We start from the raw sequence: 24,206 nt of genomic DNA, 5'->3' as shown, positions 1-24,206 counted from the left end.
GCTGTCCGGGAGGCGTCCTGGATAGTGATCAACGGTCCCGCTGGAGTGCGAGCTCCGACGTGCGTTTCCCTTGAGGTGTGGTCGTGGTTCCGGGCCGGAAGGGGGCTGGTTCCTGGGCAAGTCCGTTCGTGGCGGCCGGATCGAGCAGGAGGAGGGCCCGGTTTCGAGGGTCGGTACACCTCAGGATGAGCCGAAGATTGAGTCCCAATTAATAGGACTGGAGTCTAACTAATAGGAATTTGCCGTTCTGCTGTGCTAGCGTCGCCACGCCTCGACGTACCGGGCCCACCGGTGGGGCGCCGCCCGCTCGGCGCGGGGCACGACGCCCGGCCGCGGGCCGAACGAGTCCGAAGTGGACTCCTGGGGCCGCCCGGCGTGGCCGCGGATCCAGGCGGTTCCGAGGCGCAGGAACCCGAGAGCGATGGAGGAAGGCCGGATGGACGATCGTCGACCCGCGGGTGGCGCGCCGGGGCACGGCCTCCTGCGCGACCGCGTCGCGCTGGTGACGGGTGGCGGCCGGAACCTGGGACGCGCGATCGCGCTGCGGCTGGCCGCCGAAGGCGCCGCGGTCGTCGTCAACGACGTGCGCGCCGAGGACGCCGAACGCACCGCGCGGGACGCGGGTGAGCGGGCGATCCCCGCCGTCGCCGACCTGTCCGACCCGGCCGCCGTCGAGGAGGTCTTCGCCCGTGCCGAGCGGGAGTTCGGCGTGGTCGACGCGCTGGTCAACAACGCCTACGTCCGCGGTCCGGCGACCGCGTGGGGCCCGTTCCTGGCCCTCGAGCACCACGGCTGGTCGAGCTTCACCCGCGCCAACCTCGACCTGCTGTTCCTCGGCACGCACCGGGCGGCGACGGCGCTCGCCGCGGCCGGGCGCGGCGGCACCGTCGTCAACATCAGTTCGCACGGCGCGGCGCGGGCGCACCGCAACCAGATCGCCTACGACGCGGTGAAGGGCGCGGTGGAGTCGTTCACCAGGGCCACCGCGGTCGACCTCGCGCCGTGGGGCATCCGGGTGAACGCGCTGCGGCCCGGTTCGATCGACGTCGCCGCCGGGACGGCGGGGTCGGACACCACCGATCCCGAGCTGGCGGCGCTCAAGGCGGGTCAGATCCCCTTCGGCCGCACCGGAACGCCCGAGGACGTGGCGGGCAACGTGGTCGCGCTCTCCAGCGAACTCACCTCCTACGTGACCGGCCAGGTCTACAACGTGGACGGCGGCATGGCCGCGCAGGCCCGCGCGCCGCAGGTGGAGATCGACCGGGTGTGGACCCCGGAGACGATCGGGGGGTACCGCGACGATGGCTGACCGATCGCTGAAAACCCGGCTGCGGCAAGGGGAAAGTCCCGTCGGGATGCTGGTGCGGATGCCCGCCGAACCGCTCGTCGAGTACGCGGCCGTCGGTGGCGCCGACTTCGTGCTCTTCGACTGCGAGCACGGCCCGGCCGACCTCATCGCGCTGCAGCGGCACATCACCCTCGCAGCCGCGCGCGGCATGGCGAGCCTGGTCCGGATCGGCCGCCACGGCACCGACGACGTGCTGCGGGTGCTGGAGCTGGAGGCCGAAGGCGTCGTCGTCCCGCACGTGGAGGACGCCGCCGGAGCCGGAGCGGTGGTGCGGGCCGCGCACTTCCCGCCGCTCGGCGACCGCGGCTTCGCGCAGTACGGCCAGGCGGGCCGGTTCGGCGCCGTGCCCGCCGCCGACCAGCTCCGGCGGGCGCGGGAGGACACCCTCGTCGTCGTCATGATCGAGACGGCGCGCGGGGTGGCGAACGCGCGCGCCGTGCTCGACACGCCCGGCGTGGACGCGGTGATGGCCGGACCGGCGGACCTGTCGGTGTCCCTCGGGCTCACCGGCGGGGTGGACGAACCCGCTGTGCGCGACTCGGTGGCGCAGGTCCGCGCGGTGGCGGTGGAATCCGGCAGGCACGTGCTCACCGTCGTCGGCGACGAGCGGCAGGCCCGCGCCGCACGCCCGGGGCTGGTCGTCTACAACGTGACCAAGGTGCTGGTGGACCGGTTCCGGGAACTCGTCGAAGGAGTCCGCGATGGTGGCGCTTGATCCGGACGCGGCCCGCTTCGCCCCGCTGCTGGTGGCGGCCACTCCCGATGTCGGCGGAGCGGTGCTCGACGCCGCCGAGGCCCGCGCACTGATGGCCCGCGGCTCGGTTCCCGCCAGCTCCGCGCCGCGGCTCCCCGAGGTGCGGGACCGGGTGCTGCGGTCGCCCGGGCGGACGCCGGTGCGGGTGCGGACCTACCGCCCGGACGAGCCCGGAGGCACCGCCGATCCGCTGCCGGTGGCGGTGTACCTGCACGGCGGCGGCTGGGTCTTCGGCGACCTCGACTCGCACGACGGCGTAGCGCGCCGGTTGTGCGCAGGTGCCGGATGCGTCGTGGTGTCGGTGGACTACCGGCTGGCGCCCGAGCACCCGTTCCCCGCTGCGTTCGACGACGCGGTCACCGCGCTGGAGTGGGTGGCGGCGCACGCGGCGGAGCTCGGCGCCGACCCGGCGCGGCTGGCGGTCGTCGGCGACAGCGCGGGGGCGAACCTCGCGGCGGGCGCGGTCGCCTCCGGCAGCGCGCCGGACGTGGCGGTGCAGGTGCTGCTCTACCCGGTGACCGCGCACGACCCCGGCACCGCCTCGTACCGCGACCCGACCGCGCACGTGAACCTGACCCCGGCGCAGCTGGCCTGGTACTGGGACCAGTACGTGCCGGACTCGGCGCTGCGCGACGATCCGCGCGTCTCCCCGCTGCGCGGCCGGATGCGGCCCGACCTGCCGTCCGCGCTGGTGGTCACCGCCGAGTGCGACCCGCTGCGCGACGAGGGACGTGCCCACGCGGCCGCGCTCGACGCGGCCGGGGTGCCCGTCCGGCACTGGGAGGCCGCGGGCACCTTCCACGGCTTCTTCCGCTACCCCGACCACCTCCCGGTGGCCGCCGAACTGATCGCCCGCACGAATGCGTTCCTCGCGGACGCCCTGCGGGGCTGACCCCGGGCGGGACGGACGACCGCGTGCCTCGGGCAGGCGGTGGCAGCGGCGCGCGCCGCCGACGTGCCGGATCACGTCCCGAGAACCGACGGACCCGGTAACCGGCGCCGCTGCGAACGAACGTCCCCGAGAGCCGCCGCCTGCCGAGAACGAACGCCCCCGAGAACCGCCGCCCCCGAGAACCGCTGTCCCCGAGAACCGCTGTCCCCGAGAACCGACGCCGCTGAGAACCAACGCCGCTGAGAACCAACGCCCCGAGAACCAACGGAGGTTCCTCGATGACCACGACGCGCACCGGCCCCGCGACCGGCGTCCGCATCCCGTCCACCCGCTACATCTACGTGTTCGGGGCGCTGGGCGGTTTCCTGTTCGGCTTCGAGACCGGAGTGCTGGCCGGGGCGCTGCCGTTCATCCGCCACGACTACCCGTCGATCACCCCGACCGCGTCCGGCCTGATCGTCGCCGCGCTCGCGGTCGGTGCCATCGCGGGTGCCGCGGTGTCCGGGCGGCTCTCGGACCGGATCGGTCGCCGCAAGGTGCTGTTCGTGCTGGGCGCGGTGTTCGTCGCCGGTTCGCTGGCGAGCGCCCTGTCGGTCGGCACGGCGATGCTGATCGCCAGCAGGCTGGTGCTGGGCATCGGCGTCGGCGGTGCGTCGGCGCTGGTGCCGGTGTACCTGGCGGAGATGGCGCCGGCGCACGCCCGCGGCAGGCTCGGCGGGCTCAACCAGCTGATGCTGGTGATCGGGGTGCTCGCCGGGTACGTGGTGAACTGGGTGCTGGACCCGACCGGGAACTGGCGGGTGATGCTCGCGAGCGGTGCGCTGCCCGCCATCGCGCTGGTGCTGGGCACGATCCGGTTGCGGAGAGCCCGCGTTGGCTGGTCACGCACGGCCGCGCGGGCGAAGCGCGGGAGCTGCTGGTGGTGACCCGCGGCGCGGACGCCGACGCCGAGCTGGAGCAGATCCGCGCCATCGCCGCCGAACCAGCGGATCGGGACGCGCTGCGCAGCCGCCGGGTGCGGCCGGTGCTGCTGATCGGCATCGGGCTCGCGGTGCTCACGCAGCTCAACGGCACCAACGTGATCTCCTACTACGCGCCGACGATCCTCGGCGCCGCCGGGTTCGGTTCCGGGGTGGCGATCCTGGCCACCGTCGGGCTCGGCGTGGTGAAGGTCGTGTTCGTCGGGATCGGCTTGCTGTTGATCGACCGGGTGGGCCGCAAGTTCCTGCTCGTGCTCGGCAACGTGGTGATGGGGTTGAGCCTGCTGGGCCTCGCGCTCGTGGCGCAGGCCGCACAGCCGGACCCCGTGCTGCTGGTGCTGTTCATGGCGCTGTTCCTGGCGGGCAACGAGGTCGGCTGGGGTCCGACGTTCTGGGTGCTGATGGGCGAGATCTTCCCGCTGCGGGTGCGCGGCGCGGCGATGGGCGTGGCGAGCACGGCGGTGTGGGTGGCGACCGCGGTCGTCGCGTTCGCGTTCCCCGTGCTGATCGACGGCATCGGCCTGTCCGCCTCGATGTACGTGTTCGCCGCCCTGAACGCGGTCGCCGTCCTCTTCGGCGCCCGCTACGTCACCGAGACGAAGGGCAAGACCCTCGAAGAGATCGAACGCGACCTGCACGCCCGGTCCTGACTCACCCCGCCAGGCCGGTGAGGGTGTGTTCCCAGGTGGTGGCGAGGGATTCGGGGATCAGGCCGAGCTGGGCGAGGACGGCGACGCAGCGGCCGTCGGCGGCGTGCAGGCGCACCACGGAGGTGGGGCCGTGCACGCCGTGCGGCCGGGTGAGGCGGGCTTCGGCGACCTGCGCGGGGTGGAAGGCGGCGTTGCAGCCGCCGGAGACCATGGTGATCATGTCGCCGCGGTGCTCGACGAGGTCGAGCGCGCCGGTGTGCAGCTGGAGGCAGCCGCGGTTGAGGACGCCGATGCTCAGCGGGATCCCGGTGTCGCACAGGTGGCAGAGCAGGTCGACGACCCGCATCGGGTCGACCGCGGTCCCGGTCGCCGCGCCCGAGGTGGGGTCGGCGAGGAGCCCGTCGAGGGTGCCGAGCTGGTCGGAGCAGTCGGCGGCCGGTTCGGCCTCCGCCACGTCCTCGGCCGCGGGCCGCGCCATCCGCAGCAGGTCCAGGGCGAGGGTGCCGCTGTGCGACACCAGGTATCCGCGGTGCACCACGCGGTGCCACCGGTCGAACATCCACAGCCCGGGCGGCTCGTGACGTCCTTCGTCGGCGTCCATCGCGACGAACGCGCGCACCGTCGGGCGGTGCAGCCGCAGCAGCACCGAGTCCGGTGCGAGCGGCAGCGGGTCGCCGGTGAAGCTGGGCTGGGCGTAGGGCCCGAGGTCGCTGATCAGCGCGGTCCCGTTCGCGGTCATGGCGACGCATTCGTCGAGCAGCGGCAGGTGCGCGGCGAGCGCGTCCACGTCGAGGTCGAGCCGCGCGCCGTGCGAGCCCGGCCGGTTGAGCAGCAGGTCGAGGTCGGTCCGGGCACCGGCGTCCGCGGGATCGGGTGGCTGCAACGTCGAGGTCCTCACTGGTCGGGGTGGGCGGAACTCGTCGTGAATATTAGGCTAGCCTAACCTAAAAGATCTGACCGGGTGTGCGGCGCGGCCGTCGATTTCCGCAGGAGGAGGGCACTTGTGGGCACTTCGTTAACGGTTTACGGTCTACGAACCGATGGCGACGTTGCCACCGGTTCGGTTTCGAAGGAGAACCGTTCATGGAATCCGACTCGCTGACCTCCGGCGGCGAGCGCGCGCCCGGCCGCGCCGCCCCCGGCCCGAAGGTCGGCCGGTACCGCTACCTGGTGCTCGCCGCGGTGACGCTCGGCATCGCGGTCAACTACCTCGACCGCGCCACGATCAGCGTCGCGCTGCCGGACATGGAAGCCGACCTCGGCATGTCCGACGCGCTGGCCGGTGTGCTGCTGTCCTCGTTCTTCTGGACCTACTCGGCCGCCCAGCTGCCCGCCGGGTTCCTCGCGGGCAGGCTCGGGCCGCGGAAGCTGATCGCGTTGTCCGCGCTGGTCTTCGGCGCGGTCACGATGCTGATGGGCCTCGCCTGGGGCGTCGGCTCGCTGGTCGTGCTGCGGCTGCTGCTGGGGATCGGGGAGGCGCCCGCGTTCCCGGCCGCCGCCCAGGTGGTCTCCGAGTGGTTCCCGAAGGGGGAGCGCAGCTTCGCCTCCGGGACCTTCAACAACGGCAACCCGATCGGCTCGACGCTGTGCATCCCGCTGGTCGCGCTGCTCGTCGCGAGCTTCGGCTGGCGGGCCTCGTTCCTGGTGACCGGTGGTCTCGCCGTCGCCTACGCCGTCGGTTGGTGGTTCTTCTACCGCTCGCCGCGGGAGTCCCCGCGGGTCGGGGATGCCGAGCTCGCGCACATCCGCTCCGGGCAGGAGGAACGCGCGGACGCCGAGCAGCAGGTCGCGGTGCCCTGGCGGTCGCTGTTCCGGCACCGCACCGTGTGGTCGATGATGATCGGCTTCTTCTGCATCAACTTCGTCGCGTACTTCTTCATCACCTGGTTCCCCACGTACCTGGTGGACACCTACGACCTGACGCTGCTCAACTTCGGGTTCCTCGGGATGGTGCCCGGCATCGCCTCGATGCTCGGCGGCTGGACGGGCGGGCTGGTGTCGGACTGGCTGGTGCGGCGCGGCACCGACCTCACGAAGGCGCGCAAGGGCTGCCTGGTCGGCGGTCTGCTCGGCACCTCGGTGATCGCGCTGGCCGTGGCCTCGCCAGGGGTGGGCACGGCGCTGGTGGCGCTGTCGGTCTCGTACTTCTCCAGCACGTTCGCGGCCGCCTCGGTGTGGTGCCTGCCGGCGGACGTGGCGCCCACCGCCGCGCACGTCGGTTCCCTCGGCGGCATCCAGAACGCCGCCGCCAACTGCGCCGGGATCGTCTCGCCGATCCTGATCGGCGTGATCACCGGGGTCACCTCGTCGTTCGAGGTGCCGTTGCTGATCGCGGGTGGCGTGGCCGTGCTCGGCGCGGTGAACTACGCGTTCTTCATGCCGAGGCTGCGCCCGCTCCCCACCGAGGAGACCGCATGATCGAGATCAGCGAACTGACCGGCCGCGTGCACGGGGTGGTGCGCGCGCTCGGTGCCCCCGAGGACGTCGCGACCGAGGTCGCCGACCACCTGGTCCGCGCCGAGCTCTCCGGCCACGCCAGCCACGGCGTGCTGCGCCTGCCGCAGTACGCCGCCGAGGTCGAACGCGGGCTGATCGCGGCCGGGGCCCGAGCCGACGTCGTCAGCGCGAAACCCGCGGCGATCGTCGTCGACGGCCACCACGGCTTCGGCCACCACGCCGCCGCGCTCGCCACCGCGGAGGTCGCCGCCGCGGCCGAGCAGGTCGGTGTCGCGGCCGCGAGCATCCGGAACGGCACGCACGTCGGCAGGCTCGGCGAGTACGCCGAACGCCTCGCCGCGCGCGGGCTCGTCGCACTGGTGCAGGTCGGCGCGGTCGGCCCGGGCGTGGGCAGCATGGCGCCGTTCGGCAGCGGCAGCGGGACGCCGTTCCTCAACACCAACCCGTGGGCGGTCGGCGTCCCCGCCACCGACGGCGCGTTCGTGTTCGACGGTTCGATGTCGAACATCGCCGAGGGCAAGGTGCACGCGGCGAAGCGCACCGGCGAGCCGTTGCCGGAGGGCGCCGTGCTCACCGCGGACGGACGGCCGGGCACCGATCCGGAGGACTTCTACGCCGACGGCACCCTCACCCCGCTCGGCGGCGCGCTCGCCGGGCACAAGGGTTACGGGCTGGCGCTGGCGGCCGCGCTGCTCGGCGGGCTCGCGCACGCCGACGGGTCCGCGGCCTCGCTGCGCGGCCTGGCGCGGCTGCGCCGACCCGACGGCGACCCGGCGGGCCTCGGCGGTGTCACGATCATCGCGCTCGACCCGGGCGCGTTCGGCGAGCAGGACGCCTACGCCGCGGCCACCGGCCGGGTCGCCGCCGCGCTGCACGCCGACGGAGTGCTGGTGCCCGGCGACCTGGAACGGCGTCGCCGCGCCGAATCCGGTACCTCCGTCGCGCTGCCGCCCGGCACCCTCGCCGAACTCACCGCCCTCGAAACCAGCCTGTCGTGACCGACCACCCCGAAAGGACCGACATGACCGCGCCGAGCAGGCCGATCATCCTCACCGCCGCCCCCGTCGCCTTCGCCGCGGACGGTTCGGTGGACCTGGCGGCCTCGCGCCGCATCCTCGAATTCATCGCCGCCTCCGGCACCGACGGGGCGTTCGTGCTCGGCACCACCGGCGAGTTCCCCTCGCTGACCGAGCAGGAGCGGCACGACCTCGCACGGCTCAGCCTGGAAGTGCTGCGCGGCAAGCGGGTCGTCGTGCACGTCGGCGCGCCGAGCGCGTTCCAGGTGCGGGCGCTGATCGCCGACGCCCGCGAGCTCGGCGCCACCTCGGTCGCGGTGCTCACCCCGTACTACCTGCCCGCCGGGGACGAGGCGATCGTCGAGTTCTTCCGGTCCGCCACCGCGGAGGCCGACGGGCTCGACGTGTACGCCTACCTGTTCACCGACCGCACCGGCAACGCCGTCGGACCGGAGCTGCTGGGCCGGATCGCGGCGCTGCCGTCCGTCGTCGGCGCCAAGATCAGCGGTGAGTCGCTGGACGCGGTGGCCGCCTACCGGGACGCGGTCCCGGCCGGGTTCCGGATCTTCACCGGCGGCGACCGGGACATCGCGCAGGTCACCGCCCGCGGCCTCGACGGCGTGGTCTCCGGGGTCGCCTCCGTGCTGCCGAAGCCGTTCGTCGCGGCCGCGGACGCCGTCGCCGCCGGAGACGCCGCCGCGGTGTCCCGCGCCCAGGACGGTGTGGATGCCGCGGTGGACGCGGTGCGCGGCGACCCGGAGCGGATGAAGGTGGGCCTGGCGCTGCAGGGCGTCGAGGCGGGGACCAGCCGGATGGCGCTCGACCCGGTGGACGCCGCCGGGCGGGCCGAACTGGAACGCGCGGTCGCCGCCCATGGCTGAGCGCGGCGGGCGGGTGTGCGTGCTCGGCAGCGCCAACGTGGACACCGTGGTCCGGGTCGGGCGCAGGCCCGGGCCCGGGGAGACGGTGCGCGGGCTCGGCCGGGACCGCTTCGCCGGTGGCAAGGGGCTGAACCAGGCCGTGGCGGCCGCCCGGATGGGCGCCGTGGTCGACTTCCGCGCGCGCGTCGGATCGGACGGCGCGGCGGACTTCCTCGCGCAGCGGCTCGCGGCCGACGGGCTCGACCTCGCGGGCGTGGTGCGCACCGCGGCGCCGACCGGCACCGCCGACATCACCGTGGACGCCGCCGGGGAGAACACGATCGTCTTCTGCGGCGGCGCGAACGACGAGTTCACCGAGCTCAGCGCCGCGGACGGAGCGGCCGTCGCGACCGCGGACGTGCTGCTGCTGCAAGGGGAAGTGCCGGTACCGGTGCTCGTCGAAGCCGCCCGGCTCGGGCGCACCGTGGTGCTCACCCCGGCCCCCGTGCGGCGGTTCCCCGCCGAACTGCTCGACGCGGTCGACGTGCTGGTGCCCAACGAGCACGAGGCCGCCGAGCTCACCGGTGAGCGGGATCCGGCCGCCGCGGCGCTCGCGCTGTCCACCGGCGGCCGGTCGGTGCTGGTCACGGTCGGGGAGCGCGGGGTGGAGCTCGCAGCCGACGGTCGTCCGCTCGGCCGCGTCCCCGCCATTCCGGTGTCCAGTGTGGACACGACCGGGGCCGGGGACACCTTCGCCGGGGCGCTCGGTGCGCTGCTCGCGGAGGGCGCCGAGCTGCCGGACGCCGCCCGGGTCGCCGCCGCGGCAGCCGCGCTCAGCGTCACCCGCCCCGGCGCGGACGGGATGCCGCACCGGCACGAGGTGACCGAATTGCAGGCGGCGACCACTATTGTCGGCGGTTGACGATGTGATCGAGGGAGGATGCATGTCCGACTCGCTCGTCCGCGCGGATTCGCTCGGGGAGCGGCTGGCCCGCACGCTCCGGGACCGGATCGTGCGCGGGGAGATCCCGCCGGGCACGCACCTCGTCGAGGACTCCGTGGCGGAGAGCTTCGACGTGAGCCGGGGCCCGGTCCGCGATGCGCTGAAGCTGCTGCGGCTGGAGAACCTCGTGGAACCGCAGCGCCGCGGGGTGCACGTGGTCGGGTTGAGCGCCGCGGACGTCCGCGAGCTCTACGCGATCCGGCAGGCCATCGAGACGCTCGCCGTGACCAGCGCCATCGGTCTCGGCGAACACCGCTCGGAGGCCGGGATGCAGCGCGGGCTGCGGGGGATGTCCGAGACGGCCACGCCGTCCCGGGCCGCCGAGTTCGCCGAGCACGACCTGCGGTTCCACCGCGGCATCTACGAGGCGAGCGGCAACCGCAGGCTGCTGACCATCTGGCTGCAGATCGAGCCGTTGTTCGCCAGCATGCTCGCGGTCACCAACAGCGAGGACGAGGACCTGGGCCCGGTGTGCACCGCGCACGAGCAGCTGCGGACCTCGATCGCCGACGGCGATGCCGCGCGCGCGACTGCGCTGCTCACCGCGCACCTGGCCGGCTCCGAAGAGCGGATGCTCGCCGCGCTGCAACGGATCTGGTCGACCACGTCCTGATCCCACGCGGGATCCGAGCTCCTCGCCGACGGCGGGGAGCGGGTTCCGCGCGCCCGGAACACCCCGAAAGAGGAACCATGACCGGTCACATCGTCAGCTTCTACGACCTCAACGACATCACCGAGGCCGAACTGCGCAAGCACCTGCCGGACTTGCCGGACCTGCGGATCACCGAGATCGGGCCCGAGCAGGACCCGGCCGATCACCTGGACGCGCTGGCCACCGCGACGATCGTGCTGGCCCCGCTGGAGAAGGAGCGGCGGATCGACGCCGGGCTGCTGGACGCGATGCCGCGCTGCGAGCTCGTGCAGTCCGTCGCGGTCGGCTTCGACGGCGTGGACCACCTCGCCGCCGCCGAGCGCGGCATCCCGGTGGCGAACCTGCCCGGGTTCAACGCCGACGCGGTCGCCGACTGGACCGTCGGCTCGCTGCTGTCGCTGCTGCGGCACTACGCGGGCGGGCACCGCAAGGTGGAATCCGGCGGCTGGGGGCCGGAAGGGCTGCGCGGCCGCGACCTGGCGGCGCTCACCGTCGGCATCCTCGGCTTCGGCAACATCGGCCGCGCGGTGGCCCGCCGCCTGGACGGGTTCGGCGCCCGGGTGGTGGTGCACGACCCGGTGCCGTCCGAGCCGGGGCGCGAGTACCTCCCGCTGGCGGAGGCGGTGGCCGCCGCGGACGTGCTGAGCCTGCACCTGCCGCTGAACACCGCCACCCGCGGCCTGATCGGTGACGAGCTGCTCGCGCGGATGCCCCGCGGCGGGTACGTGCTCAACGCGGGCCGCGGCGGAGTCCTCGACGAGCGGGCGCTGGTGCGGGCCCTGGACTCCGGGCGGCTGGCGGGGGCGGCGCTGGACGTGTTCGAGCAGGAACCGCTGCCCGCGGACTCGCCGTTGCGGGGACGGGCGGACGTGCTGCTCAACCCGCACACCGCGGGCGTGACCTGGGACGCCTACCACAACCTCCGCGGCGCGCTGTTCGCGAAGCTGGGCGCCGTGCTGGCCGGGGAACGGCCCGCCGACGTCGTCAACGGGGTCGAGCCGCGGCCCCGCTGAAGTTGGCGGGTTCTCGTCATCGGGGCCTGTTTTCGGGGGCGGGGGCGCCGGTGGTCCTGGTCCGCTCGGGGCAGCCGGTGCGCCGGGCCGGTCGCTCGATTCCTGGGCGGTACGGCCGAAGTCGCGTTCCTGCCGGAGGCGTCCGCTGGACGCGCGGGACATCATCAGCGCGTCCAGCGGGGAGGGCGCGAGTTCTCCGGATCGACCCGATCCGGACCGGATCAACGGCAGGCGTGATGAGTGTGAACGAGAAGGTTGCGGTGGCCCGCATCGGCGCGGTTCGGCTCGGCTCGATCGGCTTGGCCGTCGTCGCCGCGCTGTCGCTGGCGGGATGCGGCGGCGTGCAGGTCGACTCCCCGAAGGACGTCGCCGGTGAGAAGTCCTGCGACCTGGTGCCCGAGCAGACGGTGCACGAGCTGGGATTCCACCTGGGCGGCAAGGACGACGCGGGCACGTGCACCTGGAGCACCCCGCGGGACAGCGTGCGGCTGGAGGTCGGCGTGGTCGCCGACCGGTCGTTGCAGGACTTCCAGGACGAGGCCGACAAGTACTCCGACTTCGGCGAGCTGACCATCGGCGGGCACCCGGCGGTGCGCGCGAACTCCGGTGACCCGAAGGCCGACGGCACCTGCGAGCTGGTCGTGGCGGCCGCCTCGGACCAGGCGGTGTCGGCCAAGGCGAAGATCCCGAGCGGTGCCACGGCGGACCCGTGCGAGCTCGCCCAGCGGGCGCTGGACGCGGGCGTGCCTTCCTGGCCCGCGGCCTAGTCCGCGGCGCGGGGCGGGAGGTTTCGGTGGTCCCGTTTCGGTGACCGGCGCTCGCGAATTCGGCGGGCCCGCGTTCGGTGCGTCCCGCGTCCGTCGCATCCCGCGTCCGGTGGTCCCGCGCTCGGTGGTGCGGTGCCGCCGGGCGCGGGAGTCGCCGATGTCATATTCGCGGATGGCGATGCGTGCACCGGTGTCCGCCACCTGCGACGACACCCGTTCCACCGGCCGCGGTGCGGGTTCCGCGCGGTGGCCGCGGTCTTGACATCGGACACCGGGGCTGCGAACTTCTGACCCGTTCCAACGACGGTGTGCAGGAAGCCGGTGCGAATCCGGCGCGGTCCCGCCACTGTGAGTGGGGAGTCGACCTCCATCCGAGCCACTGCCGGTTCCCGGCGGGAAGGCCGGAGGCCGGCGCCGATCCACGAGCCAGGAGACTGGCACCGTCGTGCCGATTCGTGCGGGGTCGCGGAGCCCCGGAGGAGGTACGTGGTGTCGCGCATCGCCGCATCGCGCCGGGAGATCCGGCGCATCGTCCACATCGGACATTAGTCGTCCCCGCGGGTTCGTCCCGCCGCTGTGCGTTCCGTTCCGGTTCCTGCTCGGGGAGACACGTGCGTCCTGCCACCACTGAACGATCCTATGTGGACTCGCTGGTCGAGTCCGCGCTGTCCGGCCACTTCCGCGATGCGGGCGGGAACGGCCCGGCGGAGCTCTCCGCCGCCGTCGCGTTCCTGACCGTGCAGGCCGCCCGGCACACCGGTCGTGGCACCGGGTACGTCAACACCGTGCTCAGCGTCCGGGTGGGGGAGGCCGTCGGCTCCTGCGCGGTCGAACCCGGTTCCCTCGACGAGGAAGCGGTGCGCCAGGTCGTGGGCCGCCCCGTCGACGAACTGCTGCGGCACCCGCTGCTGCCGGTGCGGGTCGCCGCCCTCGACGCCTACCTCGCCGCCCGCACCTCGCACGCCGCGCACCCGCTGTCCCGGCAGGTGGTGATCCCCGCGGGCGATTCACTGGCCAAGTCCACCGCCCGCGCCCGTGCGGTCGCCGCGATCACCGCGGTCCCCGACGGCGGCCGGGTCGCGGTGATCGGCGTGGTGAACTCGCTGCTAGCCGCGCTGCGGGACCGCGGGCTCGACTACGCGCCCTGCGACCTCAAGGGCGGCCTCACCGAGTGGGACGAGCCGATCAGCACCGACCACGCCGCCGCGATCGACGGCGCGGACGCGGTGCTGGCCTCCGGCATGGTCCTCGGCAACGGCACCTTCGACGACATCGCCGCGGCCTGCGCCGCCCGCGACCTGCCGCTGACCCTGTTCGCGCAGACCGGTTCCGCGGTGCTGCGGGAACTCGTCGGCGGCCCGGTGCGCGCGCTGTCCGCCGAGCCGTACCCGTTCTTCTGGCTCTCCGGCGAGGCCACCACCGTGCACACCTTCCAAGCCGCCCGCGCCACCGAGGTCGTGCGGTGACGGGTCGCGCGCCCGCCCGCTGCGACTCGCCCCTGGACCTGATCGGCGGTACCCCGCTGCTGCGGGTCACCGCGCCGATCGCGTTCCCGCACCCGGGGTTCTGGGCGAAGCTGGAGAGCGCCGCGCCGGGCGGCATGAAGGCCCGCGCCGCGCACGCCATGCTCACCGGCGCCCGCGCCCGCGGCGAACTGCGGCCCGGCGGCACGGTCGTCGAATCCACCAGCGGAACCCTGGGCATCGGACTGGCCTACGTCGGAGCGGCGCTGGGCCACCCGGTGGTCGTGGTGGCCGACGCGGAGCTCGACGCGCAGACCCGCGCGCTGCTCACCGCGCACGGGGTGCGGGTGGAGCTGGTGCGCGCACCGCACCCGGTGGGCGGCTGGCAGCGCGCGCGGCTGGACCGGGTCCGGGAGCTGCTGGCCGAACTGCCCGGCGCGTACTGGCCGGACCAGTACGGCAATCCGGACAACGTCCGCGGTTACCGCGCGCTCGGCCACGAACTGCTCGACCAGCTGCCCGACGCGGAAGCGGTGGTGTGCAGCGTCGGCACCGGCGGGCACAGCGCGGGCATCGCGCAGGTGCTGCGCGAACGCGCCCCCGGGGTGCGGCTGGTCGGGGTGGACGCGGCGGGCTCCACGGTGTTCGGCGATCCGGTGGCGAAGCGCGTGATGCGCGGCCTCGGCAGCAGCATCCACCCCGGCAACGTGGACTACCCGGCGTTCGACGAGGTGCACCTGGTCGGTGCCGCGGAGGCCGTCGCCGCCTGCCACCGGCTCGCCGCGGACGCGTTCGTCACCGGCGGGTGGAGCACCGGTGCGGTGGCGCTGGTCGCGTCCTGGTGCGCCCGCGAGCTCGGCGCGGACCGGGTCGCCGCGGTCTTCCCGGACGGGCCGCACCGCTACTGGGGGACGATCTACGACCCGGACTTCCTCGCCGCGCAGGACTTCCCGGAACCGGTCGCCGAACCGGTGGACGCGGACGGCATTCCGTCCGAAGTGGACAGCAAGACGACGTGGAGGAGGTCGCGCAAGGTGGTCGATCCGTGTGCCCGGCGAGCCGACGGCCCGGCGGAATGCCCGGTCTGCGAGGTGCGGCCGTGAACCGCGCCGCGTTCGCCCGGCTGTCCCCGGCCGCGAAGCTGCTGGTGATCAACCAGTTCGGCATCAACGTCGGCTTCTACATGCTGATGCCGTTCCTGGCCGCGTACATGAGCGGGAATCTCGGCTACGGCGCCGCCGTGGTCGGGCTCGTGCTCGGGGTGCGGAACCTGAGCCAGCAGGGCATGTTCCTGCTCGGCGGTACCGCCGCGGACCGGCTCGGCTGCCGGCCGATGATCATCGCGGGGTGCGCGCTGCGCGTGGTGTCCTTCGGCCTGTTCGCCGTGTTCACCACGCTGCCCGGCCTGTTCGCCGCCGCGATCCTCACCGGTCTCGCGGGAGCGCTGTTCAACCCGGCGGTGCGGACCTACCTGATGCACGAGGCGGGGGAGCGGCGCGCCGAGGTCTTCGCCGTGTTCAACGTGTTCCAGCACGCGGGCACCCTGGTGGGACCGCTGCTGGGCGCGGCGCTGCTGGCGGTGGACTTCCGCGTCATCGCGCTGGTGGCGTGCGTCGCGTTCGCGGTGCTCACCGGGGCGCAACTGCTGGTGCTGCCGCACCGCGAGGTCGAGCCGCAGCGGCAGAGCGTGCTCGGCAGCTGGCGGGAAGTGGTGCTCAACCGCCGGTTCCTCGGCTTCACCCTGGCGCTGTCGGCGTACTTCGCGCTGTACAACCAGCTGTACCTGACGCTGCCGCTGGAGGCGCGGCGCGTGTCCGGGGCGGCGTGGTCCATCGCCGTCGTGTTCGGCGTGTCCACGCTGATCGGCGTGTTCGGGCAGGTGCGGATCACCGAGTGGTGCCGGGCGCGGTGGAGCTCGGGCCGGTCGATCGTGGTCGGCCTGGCCTGCATGGGCGGCTCCTTCGTGCCGATCCTGCTGGCCGCACCGGTGCTCCCGGAGCGGCTGCCCGCCGCCGGGATCGCCGGGACCGTGCTGGCGTTCGTGCCCGTGGTGCTCGCGATCGTGCTGTTCACCGTCGGGCAGGCGATGACGAACCCGTTCGCGATGGAACTGCTGCCGACGGTCGGCAGCGAACGCCTCGCAGGCACCTACTACGGCTTCTACTACCTGGTGTCCAGCCTGGTCGCGGCCGCGGTGAGCTGGCTGGCGGGGGCGCTGCTGGACGCCTTCGCCGAGCCGGGGATGCGCTGGCTGCCGTGGGCGGTGCTGCTGCTCGTGGGCCTGGCGGGCAGCGCGGGCACCCGGCTGCTCGAACGCCGGGGAGCGCTCGCCCCGCGCAGCCCGGCCGACGCCTGACCGCTCGCGCCAGGCGGTCTCGGCTCTTTCCCGTCAGCGGCGAAGCCGCTGAACCGCCGACCGCCTGAGCGGCCGGACGACCCGCGGGTTCTCAGCGGTCTTCTCGCGAGAACGGCGTTTTCTCCTGTGGCGGAGCCACCGGTGAAAACGATCCCGCAGCGAGAATCCCGCTGAGGTTCCGCCACCCGAGTGCCGAGCAACCCGAGTTCAACGACCCGCGAGTCAGCGCTCCAGCCACTCCGGGCGGGACGAGCCGCGGGGGACGAGGACGGTGCGGTAGTGGCCGGGGGTGGCCGACATGCGCACCTGGTCGGTGACGCCCTGGTAGTGGCCGAGCGGGGTGTCGGCGGTGAACGTCTCCGGGTCGAGGTAGGCGTGCCGGGCGTCGCTGCCCGCGGTGGCCGCGGCGTACTCCTTGTCGAACACGCCCATGCTCAAGATCCACAGCGCGGCGCGGGTCAGCGACACGTGCACCCGGTAGCTGCCGCCGTCGACGGCGCGGCGGGCCAGCGCCTCGGTGATTCCGGTGGTCAGCAGCCAGGACACGATGTAGTCGTTGACGACCAGGATCGGCGGCAGCGCGGGCGTCTCCCCGTCGCCCTCCAGGTTCATCATGCCGGTGAGGCTGCCCGCGGTCTGGTCGAAGCCGACGCGCCCCGCCCACGGCCCGCGTTCGCCGTTGAGGGTGGTGGTGGCGTGGATGATGCCGGGCCGCGCCTCGGCCGCCTGCTCGGCGGACAGGCCGATGGAGTCGAGGAAGCCGGGCCTGCGGTTGGCGAAGAACACGTCCGCGCCGGTCAGCAGGTCGCGGATGCGCTGCGCGCCCTCGGCCCGGTACGGATCGATGGTCGACGAGCGCATGCCGACGTTCGCGGTGACGTAGGTGGTGTCGTGCTCCAGCTCGTTCGGCCGCCACAGGTTCAGCACGTCGGCGCCGTGCAGCGCGAGGGCGCGCCCCACGCCCGCTCCCGCGATCACGTGGCCCATGCCGAGCGCGCGGATGCCGTCCAGCGGGGAGTCGCCGCCGGTGAGCGGTTCCGGTTCGCTCTCGCCGATCTTGGTGATCTCGATCAGCGGCAGGTCGGCGAGGACCTCGCGGTAGTGCGGTTCGGCGAGCAGTTCCTCGGTGCTGCGCAGCATCGGCAGCACGGTGCCCGCCTCGACGGCCGCGTTCTCCAGGTCGAGGCCGTTCCAGCCCGAGACGGCCTTCGCGACGGCGTCGGCGTCGTCCGGCACGCCGAGCAGCTTCTCCGCCGCGATCTTGATCTTCGGGTAGGGGTTCAGCGGCATCACCCAGCGGCCGTCGGCGGTGCGGTAGAAGGCGAAGCCGAGCGCGTTCGACGGGTTCGCCGCCGAGGCCGCCGGATAGCCGTTGAGCAGCTCCCACTTGCGGTCGTAGAACGGGCACAGCCGGTGCGGCGCGGACCGCAGGTCCACCTCGATGTCCTGCCCTGAGCCGCCGCGCAGCCGCCACAGCTTCGCGACGGCCGCCGACTTCGCGGCCAGCGCGATCGCCGAACCACCGCCGAGCCGCAAGGTGCTGGGCACCACCGGGTCGGCCCCGTGGAAGGTGATGGAGCCGCCGGTGTCCGCGGCGCTCATGCCGACGCCGCCGAGCACTTCCGCCAGCTCGCCCGCCGGATCGAATTCGTCCGAAGTGGACGGTTCGGTCACCGCCCGGGTGACGCGGTCAGTCAGCGACATGGGTTCCTCCTCCGTCCGGCAGCAGTTCCACCGGGATGAGCACGTGCTTGGCCCGCAGGTATTCGCCCACGGCCTTGCCTACCTGGTCGACGCGCAGGTTCGACGATCCGCCGGTGCCGAGCAGCCCGCGCAGCACGAAGTGCACGGCCCGCAGCTCCGGGAACTCGTGGCGCACCACGTCCAGCCCGGCGCACTCGGGCAGCAGTGCGCGCAGCGCCGCGGTGGACAGGGTGTCCCGCAACCACGGCCACGCGCGGTCCTCGGCGACCCAGACGCCGACGTTGCTGTTGCCGCCCTTGTCGCCGCTGCGCGCGTGCGCCAGCATCCCCAGCGGTGCCGACCGGGTCTCGCCGAGCACCGGGGCGGCCGGTTCCGGGTGGACGGGCTGGGCGCTCGCGGGTTCGGTGCGGGCGGGCGGCGTCACGTCCACTTCGGACCCGTCGGCGAACAGGACCCGGTGCGGCACCTCGGACATCGGCAGCAGCGCGGGCCAGTAGTCGATGCGCGGTCGCGGCGTCGAGGTGAGCCCGGCGGCGCCGTCGTGGAAGAAACCGGGCACGCCCTGCAGGTACAGCGATCCGAGCCGCGCCGCCGCGTCGAACCGCTCCAGCGGTGCCCGCTCGGCCGCGGTCGCCATCACCCGCACCGGGACCGTGGCGGCCCACTGCGTCGCCGGATCGGCGGCGGGCGTGCCGAGCGGGGTGACGTCGAGCTCGGTGATCCCGGCGGGCAGGTCCCGTCCGACCTGGGTGCGCAGCAGCTCGACCTTCGCGGCCACGTCCAGTCCGGTCACGAACACGGTGTTCACCACCTGGTGCCCGATCGCGCCGAACACGGCGACCTTCGTCGTCGGGGGCGGGGGAGTGCCGGTGGTGCCGGTGATCCGCACCCGGTCGGGGCCGTCCTCGGCCAAGGCGACCGCGTCGAGGTGCGCGGTGACGTCCGGGTTCAGGTAGACCGGGCCCTGGATCTCGTAGACGAGCTGCGCGGTGACGGTGTCGGTGGTGACCGCACCGCCGTCGCGGGCGTGCTTGGTGATGGTGCTGGACCCGTCGGCGGCGACCTCGGCGATGGGGAATCCGGGCACCGCCATGCCGGGGATGCGGGTGAAGCCGGAGAAGTTGCCGCCGGTGGCGTGCGCGCCGCATTCGATGACGTGCCCGGCGAGCACCGCCCCGGCCAGCTCGTCCCAGTCCGCGCGGTCCCACCCGTGCCACCAGGCGGCGGGGCCCGCGGTCAGCGAGGCGTCGGTGACCCGGCCGCACACGACCACGTCGGCTCCGGCGGCGAGCGCCTCGGCGATGCCCCAGCCGCCCAGGTAGGCGTTCGCGGCCATCGGCACCGCCGCCCACCCGGCCAGCTCCTGCCCGGTGTCCAGGTGCTCCAGCCGGTTCCCGGTCCGCTGGAGCTCCGGCAGCCGGTCCAGCACGTCGTCCCCGGCCACGTGCGCGACCCGCAGGTCGACGCCCTCGGCCGCGATCAGCTCGCGCAGCGCCGCCGCCAGGCCCGCGGGGTGGAAACCGCCCGCGTTGGTGACGACCTTCGTGCCGCGCTCGGCGAGCACGGCCAGGTGCGGGCGCAGCTGGTCCAGGAAGTGCTCCACGTAGCCGCGCGCCGGGTCGCGCCGGTAGCGCACCGACAGCGCGGCGAGGGTGATCTCCGCGAGGTAGTCGCCGATCAGCACGTCGACCGGGTCCCCGGCCAGCACTTCGTCGAGGGCGGTGAACCGGTCCCCGAGGTAACCGGAGAACCCGCCGATGCGGATCGGGCGTTCGGACATGGCAGCACACCTCGCTGTTCGTCGGTTTCCACGCTACGACCGGTACCGTTCCGCGGCCACGACCGTTGAGCGAAGGCCGCCGTGATCGAACCGGTCACGCCGCCCGCGCGCCTGACCACCTCTGCGCGGCCGGTTTCGTCTGTCGCCCGTCAGCGGCGAATCCGATGAGCCGCCGACCATCTGATCCACCGGCGCCGCCGCGGGTTCTCAGCTGGTCCGACGACGGCGTTTTCACATGTGGCGGAGCCACCCGATCCCGCAGCGAGGAGCCGGCCGAGGCTCCGCCACCCGCGTCGCTCAGCAGCAGAAGTCGGGTCAACGAGTGAAGTTCAGGGGGAGGCCCGGGCGGGGCCATTCCGTGGCGTACAGCACCCCGCGCCCCGAGGAGGTGATGTAGGCGGTGCGCAGCTCGGGCCCGCCGAAGCAGATGTTGGTGACCAGCGGATCGGGTACCGGGACCGGCACCTGGTCGATCAGCTCCCCGGCCGGGCTGAGCACGCTGATCTCGCCGCTGTTCAGCGTCGCCACGCACACGTTGCCCGCCGCGTCCACCGCCAGCGAATCCAGCATCCGGGCCCCGGAGAACCCGTGCAGCAGCTCGGCCCCGCGGCGCACCTTCCCCGGCCCGAGCACCTCCCAGCTCCACACCCGGCCCGACGCGGTCTCCGCGACGTGCACCCGATCTCCGCCGGGGGACAGCCCGACGCCGTTGGGCTGGTGCAGCGGGAACACCAGTTCCTCCACCCGGGAGCCGTCCGGCAGCGCGTAGTACAGCCCGCCGAGGTCCATCTCCCGGGCCCGGGTCTTGCCGAAGTCGGTGAAGTAGCAGCCGCCGTCCGCGTCGAACACGAGGTCGTTCGGCCCGCGCAGCGGCCGCCCGTCCACTTCGGTGCACACGTCGGTGACCTCGCCGTCGAGGGTGACGCGTTGCAGGCGCCCGCCGGAGTAGTCGTCGGGCTGGCCGCCGGGCACGCTCAGCCCGTCGCGGTCGTGCCAGCGGAACCCGCCGTTGTTGCACACGTACACCGCGCCGTCCGGCCCGATGGCCGCCCCGTTGGGGCCACCACCGCAGTCGGCGACGACGGAGATCGTGCCGTCGGGGGCGACCCGGGACAGCGTGCCGCGGCGGATCTCCACGACCAGCATGGAGCCGTCGGCGAGGGCGATGGGGCCTTCGGGGAAGCGCAGGCCTTCGGCGATGGTGCGCAGTTCGGGCATGGGGCGGGACTCCTTCGATCGGTGGTCGTTCCTGGTCGGCCGGTTCCTCCCGGGAAGCCCGGCGGGCCGCGTTCGTCACGGCCCGGCCAGGTAGCGGGGGTTGGCGACGAGCAGCCGGTCGGTGACGGCGGCGCGGACCGCGGCGAGCACCGCGGGTTCCTCGGCCCCGGCCCGGATCGCGGCGGCCAGCTCCGCTTCGTCGCGGAGGCCGAGCGCGGCGAGCCGGTCCCGCCCGGTCCGCCGCTGCGCCGGGCCGTGCCGGAGTTCGCGTTCGACGACGTCGAGCACGTTCGCGGCGACCTGCGCGTGGAAGCGGGTGCGGCCGGTGAGCTCGGGCCGCACCTCGTCGCGCAGGAACTCGCCGACGGCCCGCACGAGTTCGGCGGCGGTGGGGCGGCCGTGCCCGCCGGGCTCCGGTTCGGGTTCGGGCGCTCCGCTCCGCTCGGCGGGCAGGCCCAGTTCCACCAGCAGGTCGTGCTCCTGCTCGCAGACCCGGCGTCCGATCGCGGCCAGTTCCACCGAGCGCTCGGCGCCGTCGAGGTGCCGCCGCGCCATGTCCCGGCAGAACACGGCCCACTTCGCGGTCCCGAGCACCTCCCACCAGCGCACCGCCGCCGGGTCGGGGGTCCAGCCCGCTTCGGCCGCGTACCCGGCGAGCAGGTCCTCGCGCGAGCCGAAGCCGCCGACGGGCGCCGCCGAACCGAACCGCCAGGCCTTCACGCACAGCCAGCCGAGGTCCTCCAGCGGATCGCCGCGGTGCACCAGTTCCCAGTCCAGCACGGCGCGCAGCCCGTCGGGACCGATGACGAGGTTGCCGTTGCGGAAGTCGCCGTGCACCACCACGTCTCCCGCGGGCGCCGGCCGGTTCGCGCGCAGCCGGCGCAGCGCCAGTTCCAGGGCGGGCAGCGGTTCCTCCTGCACGGGCAGAGCCAGCGGGTCGGGCCGCTCCAGCCCGGGCACCCGGTCGGGCGGGATGCGGTGCAGGCGCGCCAGCACCCGGCCCAGTTCGGCGGCCAGCCCCGGTCGTGCCCGCTCGAACTCGGGGTCGCGCAACAGCTTCCGGGGGATCGTCTCGCCGGGGATGAGATCGCTGATCAGGTAGGGGGCGCCGAGCACCGCCGGATCGGTGCCGTGGTCCAGCAGCGGCGGCACCGGCACCCCGGCGTCCGCGGCGGCGGTGATCGCGGCGGCCTCCAGGCCCATCGATTCGGGGCGGGCGTAGCCGGGCGGGTCGCGGCGCAGCACCAGCTCCCGCTCGCGGGTGCCGGAGGTGGCGCGGAACGCCCAGGTCTCCCGGCTCGCCCCGCCGCTGAGCCGTTCGGGCGCGGACACGGCGACGGGCTCGCCGCACACCTCGGTGAGCCGCGCGGTGAGCCGCAGGCGCAGCTGCTCGGCCGTCCCGTCCATCAGCGGTCCCGCCGCGGCCCGGCGAATCCGAACAGGTATCCGGCGATCTTGCGCAGCTGGATCTCGTCGGAACCCTCGGTGATCCGGTAGCGCCGGTGGTGCCGGTAGATGTGCTCGAACGGCTCGTGCCGCGTGTAGCCGAGCCCGCCGTGCACCTGCATGGCCTGGTCGGCGGCGTCGCAGACGAGCCGGTTCGCGCGGTAGTTGCACATGGCGACCCGGTCGCTGATCTCGTGGTGCGGCACCCGGTCCAGTTCCCACGCGGTGCGGCGCACCAGGGTGCGGACCAGTTCCGCCTCGGTGTGCAGTTCCACCAGCGGCCACTGCACGGCCTGCCGCCGGGCCAGCGGCTGCCCGAAGGTGACGCGTTCGCGGGCCCGCTGGACGCTGCGGTCGATGCAGTGCTGCGCGGCGCCCACCCCGGAGGCGGCCTGCCGGATGCGGTTCTCGTGCACGAAGTGCTGCGCGAGGTCGAGCCCGCCACCGACCTCGCCGAGCACCGCGGAACCGGGCACCCGCACGTCCCGCAGCGTCACCTCGGCGTGGTCGGTGGGCATGTTCAGCGTCCACCAGTGGAAGTCGACGTGGAACCCGGGCGCGTCGACCGGCACCAGGAACGCGGTGATGCCGCGCGCGTCGCCACCGTCCCCGGAGGTGCGGGCGAACACCAGGTCGTGGGTGGCGGAGTGCAGTCCGGAGTTGAACCGCTTGCCACCGGTGATGCGCCAGTCGGCGCCGTCCGGCACCGCGCGGGTGTCCAGCCAGGTCGCGTCGCTGCCGTGCCCGGGTTCGGTGAGACCGAACGCGACCCGCTTGCGGCCGGTGATGACGTCCTCGACGAACTCCTGGCGCTGCGCGGCGGTGCCGAAGGCCAGGAACAGGTGCACCAGCGGGAAGTTGCCCACCACGGAGGACTCGTTCTGCAGGTCGTTGTGCAGCCCGAGCCCGCGGGCGGCGAGGTGTTCGCGGATCACGGCCAGGTCCAGTTCGGTGCCGCCGCTGCCGCCCGCGGATTCGGGCAGCCCGTAGCGGAGCCACCCGGCGGCGTCGGCGCGGCGGGCCATCTCGGCGAGCAGCGCCTCCCAGTCGGGGTGCGGGGTGCCGCCCGCGTCGAGGTCGGTGCGGGCGAATTCCCTGCGGTGGTCGAAGAACCGCGCGTTGTCGTCCTGCTCCTGCAGTGGCCGGATCTCGGTGTCGATGAACGTGTCGAGCCGGGCGAGCCGCTGCCGCAGCTCGTCGGGGAGGGTGGGGTCCATCGCTCTCCTCGGGGGGTGCGGCCGGTGGCCGCAGGTCGGCCGGCGCGGCGCCGCGGCCCCGCCGGTGGAGCGAACGGTGCTCGACGATACGACCGCGGCGGCGTGCCGACAAGCACCCGGTACCGATCATCCACAGTGGACCGAACTGACCTGGGCGGTCAGTGTTGACCGCTCGGCTCGGGCGGCCTACGGTGGCTCGTGCCCGCGCAGCGCAGCCGGGGGAGGGGCGAGGGATCGTGACCGAGCGCCGCGTCGCCGTCAGCACCGCGGACGGGGTGGCCGACGTGCGGCTGAACCGGCCGGACAAGCTCAACGCGCTCGACCCGGACATGTTCGGCGAGCTCGTCGACACCGGCCTGGAGCTGCACGACCGGCGGGACGTCCGGGTGGTCGTGCTCCGCGGCGAGGGGCGCGCGTTCTGCGCCGGGCTGGACTTCGACTCCTTCCGCGCCATGACCGGCGGCGCGCTGCCTGGCCACGAGCCGCGCCCGCCGATCGGGCCGGCCGCGGCGCTCGGCCAGCAGGCCGTGCACGTGTGGCGGCGGCTGCCGGTGCCGGTGATCGCCGCGGTGCACGGCGTCGCCTACGGCGGCGGGCTGCAGCTCGCGCTCGGCGCGGACCTGCGGCTGC

General features: G+C 73.9%; 22 protein-coding genes and 1 riboswitch. Of the genes, 16 read left to right on the top strand and 6 right to left on the bottom strand.

Annotated elements, in window-relative coordinates:
* Positions 1–436 precede the first annotated feature (436 nt).
* The 5 genes from ABZ805_RS24265 to ABZ805_RS24245 all read left to right on the top strand — a co-directional run bounded on the left by ABZ805_RS24265 (position 437) and on the right by ABZ805_RS24245 (position 4,624).
* Positions 437–1,309 (top strand): SDR family NAD(P)-dependent oxidoreductase, encoded by an 873-nt coding sequence (locus ABZ805_RS24265; protein WP_358444547.1) that lies wholly within the window; start codon positions 437–439, stop codon positions 1,307–1,309.
* Positions 1,302–2,063: an aldolase/citrate lyase family protein gene (locus ABZ805_RS24260; protein ID WP_358444545.1), complete on the top strand. Its 762-nt coding sequence runs from the start codon at positions 1,302–1,304 to the stop codon at positions 2,061–2,063. Before ABZ805_RS24265 ends, ABZ805_RS24260 begins: the two co-directional genes overlap by 8 nt.
* Positions 2,050–2,994, top strand: coding sequence for an alpha/beta hydrolase (locus ABZ805_RS24255; RefSeq protein WP_358444542.1), 945 nt, complete (start codon positions 2,050–2,052; stop codon positions 2,992–2,994). Before ABZ805_RS24260 ends, ABZ805_RS24255 begins: the two co-directional genes overlap by 14 nt.
* Before the next feature lie 278 nt (positions 2,995–3,272).
* Entirely contained in the window at positions 3,273–3,920 is a 648-nt protein-coding gene (locus ABZ805_RS24250) for an MFS transporter (RefSeq protein WP_358444539.1), read from the top strand.
* Positions 3,914–4,624 (top strand): MFS transporter, encoded by a 711-nt coding sequence (locus ABZ805_RS24245; RefSeq protein WP_358444536.1) that lies wholly within the window; start codon positions 3,914–3,916, stop codon positions 4,622–4,624. The genes ABZ805_RS24250 and ABZ805_RS24245 overlap by 7 nt, the downstream gene beginning before the upstream one ends.
* 1 nt (position 4,625) lies before the next feature.
* Here the strand turns inward: ABZ805_RS24245 and ABZ805_RS24240 are convergent, their stop codons facing one another.
* Entirely contained in the window at positions 4,626–5,507 is an 882-nt protein-coding gene (locus ABZ805_RS24240; RefSeq protein WP_358444533.1) for a hypothetical protein, read from the bottom strand.
* A gap of 200 nt (positions 5,508–5,707) precedes the next feature.
* Here ABZ805_RS24240 and ABZ805_RS24235 point away from each other — a divergent pair, with 200 nt between their 5' ends.
* The 10 genes from ABZ805_RS24235 (at position 5,708) to ABZ805_RS24190 (ending at position 16,211) form a co-directional block, all read left to right on the top strand.
* Positions 5,708–7,042: an MFS transporter gene (locus ABZ805_RS24235; RefSeq protein WP_358444530.1), complete on the top strand. Its 1,335-nt coding sequence runs from the start codon at positions 5,708–5,710 to the stop codon at positions 7,040–7,042.
* On the top strand, positions 7,039–8,079 hold the full coding sequence (locus ABZ805_RS24230; RefSeq protein ID WP_358444527.1) for an Ldh family oxidoreductase: 1,041 nt from the start codon (positions 7,039–7,041) through the stop codon (positions 8,077–8,079). Before ABZ805_RS24235 ends, ABZ805_RS24230 begins: the two co-directional genes overlap by 4 nt.
* 23 nt (positions 8,080–8,102) lie before the next feature.
* On the top strand, positions 8,103–8,978 hold the full coding sequence (locus ABZ805_RS24225) for a dihydrodipicolinate synthase family protein (RefSeq protein WP_358444525.1): 876 nt from the start codon (positions 8,103–8,105) through the stop codon (positions 8,976–8,978).
* A complete protein-coding gene (locus ABZ805_RS24220; RefSeq protein WP_358444522.1) occupies positions 8,971–9,879 on the top strand; it encodes a ribokinase in 909 nt (302 codons plus the stop codon). Before ABZ805_RS24225 ends, ABZ805_RS24220 begins: the two co-directional genes overlap by 8 nt.
* 22 nt (positions 9,880–9,901) lie before the next feature.
* Positions 9,902–10,573 (top strand): GntR family transcriptional regulator, encoded by a 672-nt coding sequence (locus ABZ805_RS24215; RefSeq protein WP_358444519.1) that lies wholly within the window; start codon positions 9,902–9,904, stop codon positions 10,571–10,573.
* A gap of 77 nt (positions 10,574–10,650) precedes the next feature.
* Positions 10,651–11,625 (top strand): 2-hydroxyacid dehydrogenase, encoded by a 975-nt coding sequence (locus ABZ805_RS24210; RefSeq protein WP_358444516.1) that lies wholly within the window; start codon positions 10,651–10,653, stop codon positions 11,623–11,625.
* 242 nt (positions 11,626–11,867) lie between these two features.
* Positions 11,868–12,392: a DUF3558 family protein gene (locus ABZ805_RS24205; protein WP_358444512.1), complete on the top strand. Its 525-nt coding sequence runs from the start codon at positions 11,868–11,870 to the stop codon at positions 12,390–12,392.
* Positions 12,393–12,681: 289 nt separating this feature from the next.
* Positions 12,682–12,850: riboswitch (cobalamin riboswitch) on the top strand.
* A gap of 183 nt (positions 12,851–13,033) precedes the next feature.
* Positions 13,034–13,858 carry a hypothetical protein gene (locus tag ABZ805_RS24200; RefSeq protein WP_358444509.1) on the top strand — a complete coding sequence of 275 codons (825 nt, stop codon included), beginning with the start codon at positions 13,034–13,036 and terminating at the stop codon, positions 13,856–13,858.
* A complete protein-coding gene (locus ABZ805_RS24195) occupies positions 13,855–14,958 on the top strand; it encodes a PLP-dependent cysteine synthase family protein (protein ID WP_358444506.1) in 1,104 nt (367 codons plus the stop codon). Before ABZ805_RS24200 ends, ABZ805_RS24195 begins: the two co-directional genes overlap by 4 nt.
* Complete coding sequence (locus ABZ805_RS24190; RefSeq protein ID WP_358444503.1) at positions 14,955–16,211, top strand: MFS transporter; 1,257 nt, start codon at positions 14,955–14,957, stop codon at positions 16,209–16,211. The genes ABZ805_RS24195 and ABZ805_RS24190 overlap by 4 nt, the downstream gene beginning before the upstream one ends.
* 222 nt (positions 16,212–16,433) lie before the next feature.
* On the opposite strand, the gene ABZ805_RS24185 is transcribed toward ABZ805_RS24190, so the two are convergent.
* The 5 genes from ABZ805_RS24185 to ABZ805_RS24165 all read right to left on the bottom strand — a co-directional run bounded on the left by ABZ805_RS24185 (position 16,434) and on the right by ABZ805_RS24165 (position 23,576).
* Positions 16,434–17,915, bottom strand: a complete 1,482-nt coding sequence (locus tag ABZ805_RS24185; protein ID WP_358444500.1) for a CoA transferase — start codon at positions 17,913–17,915, stop codon at positions 16,434–16,436.
* Positions 17,902–19,695: an acyclic terpene utilization AtuA family protein gene (locus ABZ805_RS24180; RefSeq protein ID WP_358444497.1), complete on the bottom strand. Its 1,794-nt coding sequence runs from the start codon at positions 19,693–19,695 to the stop codon at positions 17,902–17,904. The genes ABZ805_RS24185 and ABZ805_RS24180 overlap by 14 nt, the downstream gene beginning before the upstream one ends.
* Before the next feature lie 315 nt (positions 19,696–20,010).
* A complete protein-coding gene (locus ABZ805_RS24175; RefSeq protein WP_358444494.1) occupies positions 20,011–20,913 on the bottom strand; it encodes an SMP-30/gluconolactonase/LRE family protein in 903 nt (300 codons plus the stop codon).
* Positions 20,914–20,988: 75 nt separating this feature from the next.
* Positions 20,989–22,320: a phosphotransferase family protein gene (locus tag ABZ805_RS24170; RefSeq protein WP_358444491.1), complete on the bottom strand. Its 1,332-nt coding sequence runs from the start codon at positions 22,318–22,320 to the stop codon at positions 20,989–20,991.
* Positions 22,320–23,576 carry an acyl-CoA dehydrogenase family protein gene (locus tag ABZ805_RS24165; protein ID WP_358444489.1) on the bottom strand — a complete coding sequence of 419 codons (1,257 nt, stop codon included), beginning with the start codon at positions 23,574–23,576 and terminating at the stop codon, positions 22,320–22,322. The genes ABZ805_RS24170 and ABZ805_RS24165 overlap by 1 nt, the downstream gene beginning before the upstream one ends.
* Before the next feature lie 236 nt (positions 23,577–23,812).
* Here ABZ805_RS24165 and ABZ805_RS24160 point away from each other — a divergent pair.
* A partial coding sequence (locus ABZ805_RS24160) for an enoyl-CoA hydratase-related protein (RefSeq protein WP_358444486.1) occupies positions 23,813–24,206 on the top strand: 394 nt, incomplete at its 3' end.

Source organism: Saccharopolyspora sp. NPDC047091 (genome assembly GCF_040643635.1).
Lineage (GTDB): Bacteria > Actinomycetota > Actinomycetes > Mycobacteriales > Pseudonocardiaceae > Saccharopolyspora_C.
This window is presented reverse-complemented; position numbering and strand designations above follow the sequence as displayed.

Bases quoted from the DNA above. Each gene is read 5' to 3' on its own strand.
- ABZ805_RS24180 (WP_358444497.1), bottom strand. From the start codon at position 19,695: ATGTCCGAACGCCCGATCCGCATCGGCGGGTTCTCCGGTTACCTCGGG.
- ABZ805_RS24220 (WP_358444522.1), top strand. From the start codon at position 8,971: ATGGCTGAGCGCGGCGGGCGGGTGTGCGTGCTCGGCAGCGCCAACGTG.
- ABZ805_RS24260 (WP_358444545.1), top strand. From the start codon at position 1,302: ATGGCTGACCGATCGCTGAAAACCCGGCTGCGGCAAGGGGAAAGTCCC.
- ABZ805_RS24165 (WP_358444489.1), bottom strand. From the start codon at position 23,576: ATGGACCCCACCCTCCCCGACGAGCTGCGGCAGCGGCTCGCCCGGCTC.
- ABZ805_RS24230 (WP_358444527.1), top strand. From the start codon at position 7,039: ATGATCGAGATCAGCGAACTGACCGGCCGCGTGCACGGGGTGGTGCGC.
- ABZ805_RS24215 (WP_358444519.1), top strand. From the start codon at position 9,902: ATGTCCGACTCGCTCGTCCGCGCGGATTCGCTCGGGGAGCGGCTGGCC.
- ABZ805_RS24235 (WP_358444530.1), top strand. From the start codon at position 5,708: ATGGAATCCGACTCGCTGACCTCCGGCGGCGAGCGCGCGCCCGGCCGC.
- ABZ805_RS24170 (WP_358444491.1), bottom strand. From the start codon at position 22,320: ATGGACGGGACGGCCGAGCAGCTGCGCCTGCGGCTCACCGCGCGGCTC.
- ABZ805_RS24250 (WP_358444539.1), top strand. From the start codon at position 3,273: ATGACCACGACGCGCACCGGCCCCGCGACCGGCGTCCGCATCCCGTCC.
- ABZ805_RS24225 (WP_358444525.1), top strand. From the start codon at position 8,103: ATGACCGCGCCGAGCAGGCCGATCATCCTCACCGCCGCCCCCGTCGCC.
- ABZ805_RS24255 (WP_358444542.1), top strand. From the start codon at position 2,050: ATGGTGGCGCTTGATCCGGACGCGGCCCGCTTCGCCCCGCTGCTGGTG.
- ABZ805_RS24210 (WP_358444516.1), top strand. From the start codon at position 10,651: ATGACCGGTCACATCGTCAGCTTCTACGACCTCAACGACATCACCGAG.
- ABZ805_RS24265 (WP_358444547.1), top strand. From the start codon at position 437: ATGGACGATCGTCGACCCGCGGGTGGCGCGCCGGGGCACGGCCTCCTG.
- ABZ805_RS24185 (WP_358444500.1), bottom strand. From the start codon at position 17,915: ATGTCGCTGACTGACCGCGTCACCCGGGCGGTGACCGAACCGTCCACT.
- ABZ805_RS24175 (WP_358444494.1), bottom strand. From the start codon at position 20,913: ATGCCCGAACTGCGCACCATCGCCGAAGGCCTGCGCTTCCCCGAAGGC.